Source organism: Mucilaginibacter sabulilitoris (assembly GCF_034262375.1).
Taxonomy (GTDB): Bacteria; Bacteroidota; Bacteroidia; order Sphingobacteriales; family Sphingobacteriaceae; genus Mucilaginibacter; species Mucilaginibacter sabulilitoris.
In genome coordinates, this window is sequence record NZ_CP139558.1 from 337,735 (window position 1) to 353,553 (window position 15,819).

Genomic DNA, 15,819 nt, shown 5'->3' on the forward strand with positions numbered 1-15,819 from the left:
CAATATTTATTTCCAGAACCCTCTCCTTAGGAGGGGGCAGGGTGAGGCCATTTAAACAAAAAGCCTTCCTCTTTGCGGAGGAAGGCTTTCATTTGGTTTCTTTTTTTATGTTTTTACACCATACGATTATCTTCCTCCGAGTTTTATGCCGGTGGTAATAATAGATGTAATAATGGTGTTGTTAAGTGTCATATTTAATGTCGACAAAGTAAATAGATATTTTTCTAATTCGCAAGCTAAAAATGTTTTATTTTTTCAATACCTGTTAACTTTCCTAACTTGCACCTTTTATGCAGGGATTAATCACCAAATCAACCGGAAGCTGGTACCAGGTACAAACACCCGATGGGCAACGTATAGATTGCCGCATTAAGGGAAAGTTCCGTATAAAGGGCATTACAACAACCAACCCGGTTGCGGTAGGTGATGTGGTTGATTTTGAAATGGAACCCGATAGCGACAACGGTGTGATCACCAATTTGCAGCAACGTAAAAACTACATTATACGTAAGGCCATTAACCTGAGCAAACAGGCGCAGATCATTGCCGCCAACCTTGACCAGGCGCTGTTAGTGGTTACGCTGGCATCGCCCCGCACCTCGCTGGGCTTTATTGATCGCTTTCTGGTTACTGCCGAAGCCTATGACATTCCTGCCTGCCTCATTTTTAATAAACTCGACCTGTTTAGTGATGAAGGGCTGGAGATACTGGCCGACTATAAAGCTATATATGAAGATATCGGTTACCCTTGTTTCGAAGTTTCGGCATTGGAGGGGATTAACATTGATCAGATACAGGAATTGCTGAAAGATAAGGTAACGCTGTTTTCGGGCCACTCGGGGGTGGGTAAATCAAGCCTGATCAATGCTTTGTTGCCCAGTTTGGAGCTGCGTACGCACATGGTATCCGAATGGAGCGACAAGGGTATGCACACCACCACCTTTGCCGAAATGTTTGAGTTGCCCCAAGGCGGGTTCATTATTGATACACCCGGCATCCGCGAGCTGGGCGTTATCGACATAGAAAAACAGGAACTCGGCCATTTCTTCCCCGAAATGCGTTCACGTATGAACGAATGCCGTTTTAACAATTGCCGCCACATTAACGAGCCGGGCTGCGCCGTACTCGCAGCCCTGGAAGACGGTGAAATTGAACTATCGCGCTATGAAAGCTACCTGAGTATTTATAACGGTAATGATACGAGGGCGTAAGAAGAGCCAAGAGATTAGAATCAAGATTTAAGATAACGCCAACTTATCATTCTGAATGGAATGACAAGTGCTTTTTTTGTTGTTGAACTATTTATTCCTTTGCCGCTTCTTGCACCAATACATCAACTATGGCCTGTTTGTTGGGCAAATACTTATTGCATAAAAACAAGCCGCCTTTACCTGTGGCCTTATTAAAAAACAGATAGGTACCCACCCCCGGGTCGTCTCCGTCATGACCTATGGTGCCGTTGGTGTACAGGTTCCAGAAAATTCCTTTGTTCCGGTAAGTTAAGTTGATGTCTTTAGGCGGATGCTCTTTGCTAAATTGCGGGGTAAACATGGTTTGATATGATGCTTCGGTCAGGAGTTTTTTATCATGACTGCTGATTGCCATCAGATACCGGCTTAAATCTGCTGCTGAGGTTTTCAATCCGCCGTCGGGGTAGGTAGTAAGATCATATAACGGGAACCAGCTTTTTTGATCGAGATACAATTTGGCGTGGTTTTTTAAATTTACATCATGAATATGCCAGCCGGAGTGATCCATCTTTAATGGCTTCAGGATATATTTCCGGGTAAAATCGGCGTAGGGGAGATGCGATTTAATCTCGATGAGATAGGCTATCAGCGCCGAACCGATATTGCTGTATGATGATGTGCCCCCGGCCGGGCCCTGGCCAAAATTTGCTTTGCTGTAATATTTACCTTGTCGCGATAAATAATTGTAAAAGAATTGGGTTAAAGTTGTATCCTTTAATTTGTCGCCAAACCCCATCTTGTTCAGTACAATTACCGATGTGCTGTCGTACGCCCGCAGCTTCGGGTAAAAACGATAGCTATAATGATAAATTTCCGGGTTATCAACAATGCCCGAGGAATGATCGGTTAATTGTCTGATAGTTATTTTACCATCCGGGTCGTTTGGGTTAATTACCTTAAAAGGCAGTATCTCATTAATGTCAGTTTCTAAGGCGAAATACTTTAGTTCAATGGCCTTCATCAACGCCACCGCTATAAAAGTTTTACTTACCGAACCAATGTTTTGAACTGTACCGGCAGAATAAGGAATATGATTGGCAATATCGGCATAACCAAAACCGTGCTGATACGTTGTTTTATTGGCACCAGTCATGATCACATACATACCGGGCAGGCTATCCTGCGCAAAGGCCTGTTGCAGTTTGGCGGTAAGGGAATCAGGTTTAGCCCGTGCTTTGGCCTTATTTAAAGCCAAAGCACAGGTAAAGCTAATCAAAATGGTGTATAAGATAGGTTTGTTGGTTTTCATATACTATTATACAATAATATATGTAACCCCCTATCCCGCTCAGAAATATTTATCTCCGGACTAAAAATTCTATATCAATTATTCGCCCAGGGCTGTTTTAAAATCTTCCAGCAGGTCTTCAATATCTTCGATACCTACCGACAGGCGAATCATGGTTTCAGGGATACCCATTTCGGCCCTTCTTTCGGGGCCCAGTTCAAAAAATATGGTTTGAGCAACCGGGATAGCCAGTGTGCGGGTATCGCCAAGGTTACTTGATTTTACAACCAGTTTCAGTTTATTTAAAAAGGCAAGGCAATCAACGCTTTCATCAAGCTCAATGCTCATCAGCCCGCCAAATTTTCTGAATAATTTAGCAGCACGCTCATGCTGCGGATGGCTTTTAACACCCGGATAAAATACATTTTTTATGAGCGGATGCGATTCAAAATACAGTGCTAACGCCAAAGCATTGTCGCATGAACGTTCCAGGCGCAGGGCCAGTGTTTCGGCGCCTACAGATATAGAATGAGCAGCCTCTGGCGATAAGGTACCGCCAGAATCCCTCAATCCCTTTTTACGGATTTGGGTAAGGCCCAACGTTTCGGGCTTAACCTGTTTTTTAAACGTTTCGAATATGTTTGGGTATACCGCCCAGTTAATTAAACCGGTATCGGTAACGCTGCCGCCCAGTGCGTTGCCGTGACCGCCAATGTATTTGGTTAATGAGTTGATGACCAAACCTGCCTTTACATCAACCGGGTTAAACAGGTAGGGCGAGGTCATGGTATTATCAACCATATATATAATGCCTTTCTGCGCGCAAAGCTCTCCTATAGCTTCCAGATCGGCTATCTGGGTGGCAGGGTTGGCAATGGTTTCCACAAAAACCAGGCGGGTATTTCCTTTTATTTCGTTACGTACGTTTTCAACATCGGTAGCATCAACAAAAGTGATGTTTAAACCCATGTCAATGTAGGTTTGGAATATACTGCGGGTATTGCCAAATAAAAATGAGCTGGCAACAACGTGGTCGGTATGTTTAATAAGGGCCATTACCGTAGCGGAAATTGCCGCCATACCTGTTGAAAAAGCAATGGACGCTAATCCCTTTTCCATCTGTGTTACCTTTTGCTCTAAAGCAGTAATAGTTGGGTTTCCCTGACGTGAGTAGGCATAGCCTTTTTTCTTGTTCTGAAAAATATCAACCAGGTCCTGTACATCCTCATGCCCGTAAGTTACCGAAGTATGTATGGGTTTATGTAATGAACCGTGCTCTGGTTTACCTAAACGGTCGGAGTGTAAAATGGTAGTAGTAAAGCCTTTTTTAGTTGTCATTGTAAATTATTTTAAAGGCACTAATTCCACGAATGTAACCGAATAGGTGCGAATTGCTATTTCATTCGTGAAGTTCGGCTTTATCTGAGGCAATTAGTATTTATCTTAATAGCGGTTGCGAACTTAATGAAATAGGTACGAAATAAAAAGGCACTAATTATATAAATGCACTCTAATTGACACTAACAAGACTAATAAGTTAAAAAGCGTTGGTATTAATTCGTGTAATTCGAAAAAATTCGTGATAATTAGTGTTTATTAAACTTTATGAGAGCAGTACTACAACGCGTTTCTGAAGCACGCTGCACAGTTGATGATAAAATAACAGGCGAGATCAGGACCGGCTTCCTGGTTTTATTAGGGATTGAAAACGAAGATGTCGATGACGACCTGAACTGGTTGGCCAATAAAATTGTGAGTATGCGCGTTTTTAGCGACGAGAATGGCCTGATGAACAAAGCCCTGGCCGATATTGACGGTGACATCCTGCTTATATCGCAATTTACCCTGTTCGCGCAGACCAAAAAAGGCAACCGCCCCTCATTTATAAAAGCAGCAAGGCCTGATAAGGCCATACCTATGTACGAGCAGATGATCAAAACACTCGAAAACCTTACCGGCAAAAAAGTGGCAACCGGCATTTTTGGGGCCGATATGAAGATAAGTCTGGTGAATGATGGTCCGGTCACCATCATGATGAACACTAAGGATAAAGAAAATCATTAAAAAACTTTTATGGAAATTAAAGAAGCACAGCATCTTGTAGATAAGTGGATAAAAACCACCGGTATCAGGTATTTTAATGAGCTTACCAATACGGCCATTTTGATGGAAGAGGTAGGCGAGGTGGCCCGCATTATGGCGAGGCAGTATGGTGAGCAATCATTTAAAAAATCGGATACCGAGGTTAACCTGGCCGATGAAATGGCTGACGTGCTTTTTGTGCTGATATGTCTGGCTAACCAAACCGGAATTGACCTCACGGATGCGCTAGAGAAGAATTTGGAAAAGAAAAGCATCCGTGACGCCGACCGGCACCAAAATAATGAGAAACTGAAATGATGCTTTATTGAAATTATATTTTAAATAAAACTATTATGCAAAATATAATTCTGTAAAATTTAAAATAAACACAATTTAATAAGGCAAAGTTCGTTTATACTATAATTAATTAGCCTTATTATGAAAACTTATCTTATCTCCGTTTCGCTGCTGCTGGTTTTGTCGGGCTGCGGACATAAACCTACCGTAGAAAAGGAAACAGTGGCAGCGGTCTCGTTTGCTCCGCCCCCTGTAAAAGCCGACAATGAATTGTATGACCAGGCAGCAACAGCTGAGGGCAATGCAATAGCTAAGCCATCTGGCGATGCGGATGTGAAAGTTGTTGATGATGCCATTCGCGACACCTCAAAGAAGATCATCAAAAATGGCTCTATCGAATTTGAAACCGCTAACGTTAACGCCATCCGTAAAAGGATCCTGCATTCACTTAAAAAATACGGTGGCTATGTTGATGAGGATAATCAGTCGACCAACAGCGATGCCAACCGAAAAGAGTATAATTTAAAGATAAGCATCCCGGCTAAGTACTTTGATTTCCTGATTGATTCCGTTTCAGCATCGGCTGATAAGATCAATAGTAAAAACATTTCCATAACCGATGTTACTACCCGTTATATCGACATAAAAACCCGGCTGGCTAACAAAAAGATCCTGGAAAACCGGTATCTCGAATTGCTCAAAAGAGGAACAAAGATCTCGGATCTGCTGGAAATTGAGAATAAACTCACCGAAATCCGCAGCGATATCGAATCGACCCAGGGGCAACTTAATTATCTGAATAAACAAGTTGCCTATAGTTCACTGGATATTACTTTTTACACCCAACATGTTGAAAAAACCGATAAGGGAACAGGTCCTGGCTACAAATTTAAAACAGCCATGGTTAGCGGCTGGGATTTCCTGCAAAATCTGTTCTTCGGAATCATCGCAATATGGCCGGTTATCCTGATCATTGTCCTTATTTACTGGATAATTAAAAATTGGAGAAAGAGGAGAAGAGCGAAGTAAAACGCTATATGTCATTGCGAGGAGGAACGACGAAGCAATCGCGAACTATGGAGATTGCCACGCTACGCTCGCAATGACATATTCAATGTATATTTATTTATTAAAAGCAGAACCTTACCTAAACCAACCTCACCAACCGCTCTCCCTGCAATACGGGGATTGCGGTTGTAATATCAACCTGAAGGCAAAAAGTTATATCCTCTTCAATACCCAGTTTTTTCATACGCTCACCATGCGATGTTTTTTTGAGATACTGGTTAATATCGTCCTTGCCCAGCTGAAAAAGGTCATTAGCGGCTATGGCGGCATCATCAAGCACAACTCCTTCTATTTTCAGCTGCTCAATTACAGCACCGGCAAACAGGGTATCTTCCAGATTAAAATTATTTTTCCAGCCGGCGCATACCAATAATACGTTTTCATGCTGGTTTTTTAGCCAGTTGCACAATGCGGTAAGGTTCAGGAACGAGCCGATGACTATTTGTTTGGCGCTGCGCGATAAGTGCAGTGCGTGAGTGCCATTAGTCGTAGTAAGCACAACGGTTTTACCGGCCACTTTTTCGGCAGTGTATGAAAACGGCGAATTGCCAAAATCAAACCCATCCACTACTTTTCCGTCGCGCTCTGCCGCCAAAAGGTAATCCAGCCCTTTCTCTCTATACGCGGCACACTCCTCAACCTGTGATACCGGAATAATAGCCTCAGCACCGTTTTCAATACCATAACATATAGATGATGTTGCCCTGAAAATATCAATAATTACTACAATGTACTCTTCTACATTATAAAGCGGCAGTAATGCCGGGGTGAGGCAAACGTGTGCCCCCCGGCCCTCTGAAGGAGGAGTGGTATTTTGAGTTTCTTTAGACATATTTTTAATTAGTACTGAAGAGCAACTATTGTTTATAGTTCCCCCTTCAGGGGTTAGGGGGCTTTATAAAAAGGTGGCTTTACAATTTTAGCTTTAACCTTATTATCCCTTATGCTGATAAATATTTCGGAGCCTTCCTTAGCATATGAGGTATCCACGTACCCCATGCCTATAGCTTTTTGTAATGACGGCGATTGTGTGCCTGAGGTTACTTTGCCAATATTGTTGCCATCGGCATCAACAATGGCATAATCATGGCGAGGTATGCCGCGATCAATCATTTCAAAACCAACCAGTTTTCGGTTTATACCTTCTTGCTTCTGCTGCTGTAAGGCCTCAGAATTTGTAAATTCTTTATTAAACTTGGTTACCCAACCCAATCCGGCTTCCAATGGGGAGGTTGCATCATCAATATCGTTGCCATATAAACAAAAGCCCATTTCCAAACGCAAGGTATCGCGCGCGCCTAAACCTATCGGTTTTATACCTGCCGGCTCGCCAGCTTTAAAAATGGCATCCCAGATATGCCCGGCATGCTGGTTCTCAAAATATATTTCAAAACCACCGGCCCCGGTATAACCTGTTGCCGAAATGAGCACATTATCTACATCGGCAAACTTTCCTTTTTTAAAGGTATAATACTCCATAGATACTAGGTCAATATCGGTAAGGCTTTGCAAAGCTTCGGCTGCTTTAGGGCCCTGAATAGCCAGCAAAGAGGTGCGGTCTGATATGTTTTTCATATCAACGCCAAAAGTGTTATACTTTGATATCCAATCCCAGTCTTTCTCAATATTGGAGGCATTAACCACCAGCATGTATGTTTTTTCGTCTATACGATATACCAGCAGGTCGTCAACAATGCCGCCATCTTCATTAGGCAGGCAGGAGTACTGTACCTTGCCGTCGTACAATTTGGAAGCATCATTACTGGTAACTTTTTGTATGAGGTCAAGGGCATGGTCGCCTTTTAAAATAAACTCGCCCATGTGGCTTACATCAAACACACCAACTGCCTTGCGAACGGTTTCGTGTTCGGCATTTATGCCCGCGTATTGTACAGGCATGTTGTATCCGGCAAAGGGCACCATTTTGGCGCCTGCTTTTATATGAACTTCTGTTAAAGCCGTGTTTTTCATTTACAGTAATTTGTTTTGTAATGAGGCTATCATGAGCCCGTTTTTTGAACGGTGGCCAATGATAATATTATCGTCAACTAATATTGGCGCAAAAGTAATTATTCTGCCGGTAATTTTGGGTGTTATGCCAGTTTGGTATAAAACGCTGCCAGGTCGCGGGCTACGTTATTTACATCATGCTGTTGCTCAACAAGCCTGCGCGCGTTGGTGCCAATGGTACGGCAATGCTCTTCGTCGGTAATGCAGCGCTCAATGGCCTCATAAAACTCCTCTTGATTATTGGCGATAATGATATTGATACCGTTCTCAAAATTGATACCCTCGGCCCCCAGCGACGTGGATATGATGCACTTTTGCATGGCCATGCCTTCTACTATTTTTACACGCATGCCCCCGCCCGATAAAAGCGGAACGATCATGATAGACTTACTGTTCACAAATTCGAAAGCGTCGTCAACCTCGCCCTGTATAAATATTTTGCCCATTACCTCATAATCATCAAACCGCTCGGGTATGTTATGGCCGGCAACATAAAACTTCACCCGCAGGTCGCCATCAGTGAGGTCTTTATGAAAATTATCTATGAACCATTCAATACCTTCGCGATTGGGCAACCAGTCAAGTGATCCTAAAAAAAACAGGCTCGGAAACTCGGTTTTACTAAAATCGGGCTTATACCGGGTAAGGTCTATCCCAACCGGGAATATTTCAACCGGGATATTTGTTCCGTATGACAGTATGGTCTTTTTATCTTCGGTGGTAAAAACGGCTATGGCGTCAACTTTGTTAAGTTGCTGCAGTTCATAATCTTTTACCCGCCGTGCCAGCATACGCAGGTACCATTTTTTAAACAGATCGCTTTTTTGCTGCGCCAGCCTTTGCCATACCTGGTGTTCAATGTTGTGAGAACGATAAACCAGCTTTGCCCTGGAGTGTTTGCGGATAGCGCCTAAGTAAGGTGTTACAAACAACCCCTCGAACTGTATAATATCGTAAGCTGTTTGCCGAAGTTCGCGTATCAGCAGTTTTTCAAACTCCGCGTCGTAATATTTGTCAATATCGTTTGCCTTTTTGCTGAACAGGTTAACCAGCCCATCGATCATAGATATATTGATATCGATATTATAGGAGGTATAATTTATTTTTTCCAGCAGCTCATCCTCGGTTTCCTGTTCATGTCCGTTGTATTTTTTTGCATTAAGTGCAACCAACGATACCTCATGACCAAGCGCCACCAGGCCTTTTATGGTATTACATACCACAATGGCATAGCCTCCATTTTGCGGAAATGGCACTCTATGTGTCAAAATAAGGATCTTCAATTGGTTATTTGGTTTGGTGCAAAAATACCAACCTGAAAGCCGTAATCAAAGTATCTTTAAAAAATACTTAGCTGTGGATCTGTTACTCTGAAAGTTTTACGATGATATGGCGTATATCCTATTTTCATCACCGTTTCGCGGTGTTTAATGGTTGGATAGCCTTTGTTGCTATGCCAGTCGTACTCGGGATGTTCAGTTGCTATTTGCAGCATATAATCATCGCGATAGGTTTTGGCGAGTATTGACGCTGCCGCTATACTGAAAAATTTACCATCGCCCTGAATAATGCACTCATGCGGAATGTTCTGGTATTTTTTAAAGCGGTTGCCATCAATAATTAAAAACTGGGGTGTTAGGTGCAGTTTAGCTATAGCCCGGTGCATGGCCAGGAAAGAAGCATTTAAAATATTGATCTCGTCAATCTCCAGGTTATCAACGGATGCTACGGCGTAGGCAATGGCTTTTTGCTCTATTTCAACACGCAGCTGGTATCGTATTTCTTCAGGTACCTGCTTGGAATCGTTGAGCAAATGGTGATCAAAATCAGGCGGCAGTATTACAGCGGCGGCAAAAACCGGGCCCGCGAGGCAACCACGTCCGGCCTCGTCACATCCGGCCTCAATAAATTCATGCTGGTACCTGGCTGATAACATGTGGCAAATATAAAAAATGTTGTTCAGTATTGAGTTGTGAGGGGTGAGTTGTCAATAGTGAATGGTTGACTTCGAGTATCAAGATTGTTAAGAATTACAAAAAAATCAAACTACCAAACAAACTTGTCTTACTACTCTCCACTAACAACTCACCACTCACTACTGTGCTAAAATATTTTTAAAGTAAGCAGGGTAATATCGTCTATCGGTTTGCTTTTAAATACATGGTTTAAGTACTCCAGAAGCTTATCATTAAAACTATCGGGTGATAGATGACCATTTGTCTTTACAAAATCAAGCAGCTTGTCTTCGTTCCAAACCTTAGTGCTTGACGATTCAAAATCCATTAACCCATCAGTATAATTAAATACCAGGCTACCAGGCTCCATGTCTATTTCGCCTTCGTTTAAAAAGGGCAGGTCCTCAAAAACACCAATCATGGTAGTTCCTAACTTCAGTGGCACAGCCTCTCCGTCGGAGTACAGAATGGTAGGGTTATGCCCTGCGTTTATATAATTGAGTTTACGTTTCTTCTCGTTATACCGGGCAATGAACAGGGTTATAAACCTTTCACCCTTTGTATTGCTCAGTACTATTTTGTTGAGGCGATCGATGATATTGGTCAGGTCATTCTCCACCGCGGCCCAGGCATGTAAGCTGGCCTGGAAATTGGCCATCAGCAAAGCTGCCGATATTCCTTTGCCCGATACATCGGCTATGCACCACAGGAACTCATTTTCGTTAAGCCTGATAAAATCGAAATAATCGCCGCCGATATTTTGATGGGGCAGGTACTTGGCGCCTATCTCTACGCCGTCGTCTCTATGCATCCGCATGGGGATGAGCATGTTTTGCACCTCAACAGCCAGTTCCATTTCGCGCTGAAAACGTTCTGATTGCAAGCGTTCACGAAAAAGTTTTTTATTCTCCAGCGCCACAATGATCACATTCATCAATGTTTGTATGAAGTTCAGATCATTGTTAAGCATCTCACCCGATGTATTGAAATCGCCGATAAGGGCGTAGGCCAGCGCTTTGCTTTTATGATGTATGGGGATAAAATAATTATATTTTTGAAGCAGGGGGTCCTGGTGATCTGATATAGCGATGGGTGATTTAATTTTGCTTAATTTATTACAGGCCCGACTCAATAAAACGGCCGATTCAATATCGCCGCCATATTTGGAAATACAGACAAATTTATTTTCTTTTTCAATAAAAAAACGCAGCTTCCCTACCTGCAGATAGCTCTGCAGAATTACCTCAAGCATTTGTATAAGTATAGGGGTAGCGGTGTTTTTATTAATGGCCCTGGTAATCTCCAATAGAGAGTTTAATTCAGACTGTCTTTTGAGCAACAGTCTGATTAATTCGTCTTCGCCAGAACTATCGTCTATATATTGCATTTGTTATGAGTAGTCTTGACTAAAGTAAAAAAATATTTTCAAATGCGTGTACTTTGTGATTTTATATCGAAGGCATCCCGCAAGCCAACAGTAACCAGGTTAAAGGCATACACCAGTAACATAATGGCGAGTCCGGGAATGATGGCGAGATATGCAGAATTCATAACAATGTACCCGTAATGCTCTTTGATCATGCCGCCCCAGGTTGGCATAGGGGGCTGCGCGCCAAAGCCTAAAAAACTAAGCCCGGCCTCAAGCAGTATAGCCGATGCAAAGTTGGAAGATGCCAGCACCAGTATAGGTCCGGTTATATTTGGTAAAATATGCCGGGTGATAATACGTGTGTTATTAAAGCCCAACGCGCGGGCCGCTTCTATATATTCTACCTGCTTCAGGCCCATTACCTGGCCGCGTACCAACCGCGCTACCTCTACCCACATAGATAACCCAACCGCAATAAATATTTGCCAAAGTCCCTTACCAAGCGCAAATGATATGGCTATAACCAGCAGCAATGCAGGCAATGACCATAATATATTCATCAACCAGCTTAAACAGCCATCTATCCAGCCGCCAAAGTACCCGGCAATAGCGCCAATAGTTACCCCCAACAACATACTGATCATGACCGACATGAGCCCAACAGCCAGCGATATACGGGTACCCAATAATAACCGGCTCAGCATATCGCGCCCATAAATATCGGTACCCAGCAAAAAGGTACGGGTAATTATCTGGTCGTTTTTAATTTTATCGGTAAAGCGTTTATATATTTCATTGCTTTTGCCGGCAGAGATACCCGGGTTTAACAAAGCCGCTCCGTAATGATAACGTGATTTAACCCCGTTCACCACTTCAAAAATATTATAGGCTTTCTTTTCGGGCTTATCCTCGTCGCCAATATATTCCGTTACGTATATAGAATCTTGTTTAAAAGAATAACCGGTTATAGGAATATCGCGGTAAAAGGACGGCTGACCAACAAACATCCTTGTAAAAAAACCAACAGTATCAACAGGTTCGCTTTTCCTTACCCGCAGCATCATAAAGGAGGAACCCGGCTTTTTAATGCTTAGTTGTATGGTCATGTTATTGGCATACGGACTTTTGTCGGGCATTATTAAATAACCCAGTATAGCCACAAGCAATGTAAGCAAGATAAAAGTAAGCCCGGCAACGGCAATTTTATTGCGATTAAACGCCTGCCAGGTTCGTTTAGAAGAGATAAGTTCTGCCAAAAATTAATAGTTGCTTTGGGCTAATATCGTTTAAATAGGCACAAATCACAAGTAAGTAAATCAATATTTACAAATGCTTGTCACTTTACAACCCGGCCTTTCCATAAGTATTTATGATTATTACCCATAAGGCCAATTACTACAAAATAAACAATGTGGAGCGGTATTAATATGATGAGTAAGCTTACCAGGTAACTGCGTTTAAAAAATGAGGTGATAGGCAGCAGATAAATGATCTCGAACAGGTATTTCAATAAAAACTGAACCAGGAAAAGCTTAAAAAAGTAAAAGTCGTAAAACCCAAGTGCCGCATTTACAAGCAACGACACATTAAACAGCCAGATACATATACCAAATACCACTACTTTTTTATCTTTATACTTGGTTGATTTTGAGGCCCAGCGGCGCCTTTGCTGCATAAACTCCCCCAGAGTATGCTTGGCGTGGGTGTAAACCACTGCCTCTGTTTGTTTTAAAAACCCAATTTTACCGGGATAACGTTCGGCAACCTTTTGCAATAACAGCTCATCATCGCCCGATGCCAGGTCATCAATACCCTTAAATCCGCCTACTTCGTAAAACACATCTTTGCGGTAAGCAAAGTTTGCCCCGTTACAGGTTGATGCCCGGCCATTACCAATAAACGCGGCACCGATACCTATCAGGTATCCAAACTCCAGGGTTTGCATCAACTCAAACAATGAGCGTTCTTCAAAATATGTTACCGGCGATGATACCATCACCAGGTTATTCGTTTCATAATAACCCACAATAGATGATAACCAGGCGGGCCCCATGCGGCAATCGGCATCGGTAGCCACCATAAGTTCGCCGGTTGATAGCTTAATGGCTTCGGTTATGGCTTTTTTCTTGTACGAATTTAGTGCTCGCTCTTCATGCAATTTCAGCAACTTTACGCCATGATCTGCATAACTGCTGATAATGGCCGCGGTACTATCTGTTGAGTGGTCATCAACAATAATTATTTCGAGCAGGTGCTTAGGATAGTCCTGCGCTAAAACATCGTCAATAGTTAAACTTATCCGTTCTTCTTCATTGCGGGCCGCAATCAGCACCGTAACCCTGGTTTGCAAAGGCGCGGCTTGGGGTGAGGTAACTTTTATGCGGCCCCAGCCACGTATCAGATAAATTACTAACAACAGGTAAATTCCTGTTAAAAACAACGAAACAAAACTATGCAGTGCGATCAAAGAATTTGAGTTTAAAAACGAATAAAGATCCTAAAATAGCTGGAATAATTAAATTTATGAGCCATATTGACGACACACCCGCGATCACAGCAATTTTTTGATCGGTTACATAAGCAAATAAATGTGAAGCCGTAAAGCTGCGTACCCCCACATCAAGCAAATCAAGCGATGGTAACGCCGATGTGATAAAAAAGTATACAAACAGTATCATCACCATAGGGAAATAGGCAAAATCGGGAATAAGCAAATGGAATACAATACAATACTGAATGGTAAAAGTTACATAGCGGGCCATACTAAAGCCCAGTATCCTGATGAGTTCATTGGTTTTGTACCGTCCCATGATTTCAAAAAATTTATGGTACTTTTTCAGGAAACCAATACGGTCGAGCAGGTTTACTATCCATTTAATGTGGAAGAAAAATATCAGTAATATGGCTAAAGTAAGTGCCGACACCAATATTATTAAACAAAAAAGCCAGGTACTTACCGGGATAAAGAGATAAACAAACCAAATTATAGCAATTAAACCCAACAGGTTGGTCATGATAATTTGACCAAAAGCGCCCACTGCCATGGCAAAAACCCCATGGATACGTTTGCGATTGGGTAAAAACATTACCCGGCCGCCATACTCGCCAACCCGGTTTGGAGTTGAAATAGCCCAGGTAAGCCCACAGAAAACAGCCTCAATTGATTCCCATATGGTAATATTAACCAGATTTTTGGTAAGATACCTCCACTTAAAGGCTTCAAGCACCCAGTTAACCACCATCAGCAAAACTACAATACCCATGGCTACAAATACATGGGTACTATCTATACGGGCCGTTAAAGCTTTAAATTGTTTGAGATCGTCGTTTTTTTTATAGAACTGGTGGTATATATACCAGGCAGCCATTACCAATACGGCGGCTTTGAGCGAAAAGGATATTATTTTCTTGGTAGAAGTAGTCAAAGGTAAATTTTATGCAATGTTACAAAAAAACCGGGCAAAGGGTTAGCTTGCCCGGTATAACATAACATAAATATGTTTTGTTTATTTTAAACGTGCCTTTAAAAAAGTTATGGTATTGGCGTAAGCGTCCTTAGTGGCATTACTGTCATAAACAGGGTTACTGGGGTTCGCAAAACCATGGTCGGCATCATATTGGTGCAGGTAAACTTTTTTACCCGCCCTTTTCATATCAGCATCAAATTTGGCAACCACTTTAGGGTTTATCCATTGATCTTTATTGGCAAAGTTGCCTAATACATCGGCATTTAATGTTTTTAACCGATTAACATCCTGCTCGGGCATGCCATAATACATTACGCAGCCAACGGCTTTTTTACCGGCCAGCAAGCTGGTTTGCAAACTCCAGCCACCACCAAAACACCAGCCAATGGTGGCAATATGTGCTTTAGCACCCGTGTAGGTAATAGCTCCGTTAATTATGGCTTTTGCCCTATCTTCGTTTACTGCCTGCATAAATTTACCGGCATCTTCGCGGGTAGTGGCCACTTTGCCATCGTACAAATCAATATCAATAATATTTACATTACCCAGGTCATTGTATATTTTTTCCGATTCACGCTTTACAAAATCATTCAGCCCCCACCACTCATGAATAACCAGTATATAGTTATTAGTTGCTTTTTTTGCCTTCAGCATATAAGCGGTTGACTCTTTACCATCAGGGGTTTTATAAGTTACAGATTTCCCTATGGCACTTTGAAAATGAATAGGCGTTGGTGTTTTATGGGCCATCCTGAATGTTGAGCTGGATGCCAGCATAGCAAATTGCCTTGTTGCCGATGGCTTACTGCAGCACACCACACGCCGTTGGCCGAAGGTAACAGCACTAAAGCAAATAAGTAAAGTGAGTAGAATAAGTTTTTTCATGGATTGATTTTTTGTGTTGATAAATTGAGCATTATATAAAAGTTCCTGACCGGAACAAAGCTATTTTTAATTGTCATCCTGAGGAACGAAGGATCTGTCAGCAAACTAACAATCGCAGAGTAGATGCTTCACTCCGTTCAGCATGACAATTGGATAAGAGATGGGATGCCGAACTTGTTTCGGCATCCCATAAGCAAAGCTCTACAAC

Annotated in this window: 15 protein-coding genes; 4 read left to right on the top strand and 11 right to left on the bottom strand. The window is 42.3% G+C overall.

The window, feature by feature from the left end; all coding sequences use genetic code 11:
• The first annotated feature begins 290 nt into the window (after positions 1–290).
• The gene (gene rsgA, locus SNE25_RS01455; RefSeq protein WP_321563313.1) at positions 291–1,211 is read left to right on the top strand and encodes a ribosome small subunit-dependent GTPase A; all 921 of its coding nucleotides are present in this window, start codon (positions 291–293) and stop codon (positions 1,209–1,211) included.
• A gap of 91 nt (positions 1,212–1,302) precedes the next feature.
• Here rsgA and SNE25_RS01460 read toward each other — a convergent pair whose 3' ends face one another.
• Both SNE25_RS01460 and SNE25_RS01465 read right to left on the bottom strand, forming a co-directional pair.
• A complete protein-coding gene (locus tag SNE25_RS01460; protein WP_321563314.1) occupies positions 1,303–2,499 on the bottom strand; it encodes a serine hydrolase domain-containing protein in 1,197 nt (398 codons plus the stop codon).
• A gap of 78 nt (positions 2,500–2,577) precedes the next feature.
• Positions 2,578–3,816, bottom strand: coding sequence for a cystathionine gamma-synthase family protein (locus SNE25_RS01465; RefSeq protein WP_321563315.1), 1,239 nt, complete (start codon positions 3,814–3,816; stop codon positions 2,578–2,580).
• A gap of 267 nt (positions 3,817–4,083) precedes the next feature.
• On the opposite strand from SNE25_RS01465, the gene dtd reads away from it, so the two are divergent.
• From dtd to SNE25_RS01480, 3 genes are all read left to right on the top strand, one after another.
• Complete coding sequence (gene dtd / locus SNE25_RS01470; protein ID WP_321563316.1) at positions 4,084–4,542, top strand: D-aminoacyl-tRNA deacylase; 459 nt, start codon at positions 4,084–4,086, stop codon at positions 4,540–4,542.
• A 9-nt stretch (positions 4,543–4,551) separates the two neighbouring features.
• Positions 4,552–4,878 (top strand): nucleotide pyrophosphohydrolase, encoded by a 327-nt coding sequence (locus SNE25_RS01475; protein WP_321563317.1) that lies wholly within the window; start codon positions 4,552–4,554, stop codon positions 4,876–4,878.
• 120 nt (positions 4,879–4,998) lie between these two features.
• Positions 4,999–5,886, top strand: a complete 888-nt coding sequence (locus tag SNE25_RS01480; protein ID WP_321563318.1) for a DUF4349 domain-containing protein — start codon at positions 4,999–5,001, stop codon at positions 5,884–5,886.
• A 118-nt stretch (positions 5,887–6,004) separates the two neighbouring features.
• Here the strand turns inward: SNE25_RS01480 and SNE25_RS01485 are convergent, their stop codons facing one another.
• The 9 genes from SNE25_RS01485 to SNE25_RS01525 all read right to left on the bottom strand — a co-directional run bounded on the left by SNE25_RS01485 (position 6,005) and on the right by SNE25_RS01525 (position 15,611).
• Complete coding sequence (locus SNE25_RS01485; protein ID WP_321563319.1) at positions 6,005–6,757, bottom strand: 2-phosphosulfolactate phosphatase; 753 nt, start codon at positions 6,755–6,757, stop codon at positions 6,005–6,007.
• Between the two features lie 53 nt (positions 6,758–6,810).
• Complete coding sequence (gene gcvT / locus SNE25_RS01490) at positions 6,811–7,896, bottom strand: glycine cleavage system aminomethyltransferase GcvT (protein WP_321563320.1); 1,086 nt, start codon at positions 7,894–7,896, stop codon at positions 6,811–6,813.
• Between the two features lie 122 nt (positions 7,897–8,018).
• Positions 8,019–9,218, bottom strand: a complete 1,200-nt coding sequence (locus tag SNE25_RS01495; RefSeq protein ID WP_321563321.1) for a glycosyltransferase family 4 protein — start codon at positions 9,216–9,218, stop codon at positions 8,019–8,021.
• A 56-nt stretch (positions 9,219–9,274) separates the two neighbouring features.
• Positions 9,275–9,871 (bottom strand): ribonuclease HII, encoded by a 597-nt coding sequence (locus SNE25_RS01500; protein WP_321563322.1) that lies wholly within the window; start codon positions 9,869–9,871, stop codon positions 9,275–9,277.
• A gap of 167 nt (positions 9,872–10,038) precedes the next feature.
• Positions 10,039–11,277, bottom strand: coding sequence for a PP2C family protein-serine/threonine phosphatase (locus SNE25_RS01505; RefSeq protein ID WP_321563323.1), 1,239 nt, complete (start codon positions 11,275–11,277; stop codon positions 10,039–10,041).
• Positions 11,278–11,315: 38 nt separating this feature from the next.
• Positions 11,316–12,515, bottom strand: coding sequence for an ABC transporter permease (locus SNE25_RS01510; RefSeq protein ID WP_321563324.1), 1,200 nt, complete (start codon positions 12,513–12,515; stop codon positions 11,316–11,318).
• 80 nt (positions 12,516–12,595) lie between these two features.
• Positions 12,596–13,726 carry a glycosyltransferase family 2 protein gene (locus tag SNE25_RS01515; RefSeq protein WP_321563325.1) on the bottom strand — a complete coding sequence of 377 codons (1,131 nt, stop codon included), beginning with the start codon at positions 13,724–13,726 and terminating at the stop codon, positions 12,596–12,598.
• Positions 13,710–14,684 carry a lysylphosphatidylglycerol synthase domain-containing protein gene (locus SNE25_RS01520; RefSeq protein ID WP_321563326.1) on the bottom strand — a complete coding sequence of 325 codons (975 nt, stop codon included), beginning with the start codon at positions 14,682–14,684 and terminating at the stop codon, positions 13,710–13,712. The genes SNE25_RS01515 and SNE25_RS01520 overlap by 17 nt, the downstream gene beginning before the upstream one ends.
• Before the next feature lie 81 nt (positions 14,685–14,765).
• A complete protein-coding gene (locus SNE25_RS01525; protein WP_321563327.1) occupies positions 14,766–15,611 on the bottom strand; it encodes a dienelactone hydrolase family protein in 846 nt (281 codons plus the stop codon).
• Positions 15,612–15,819: the final 208 nt, after the last annotated feature.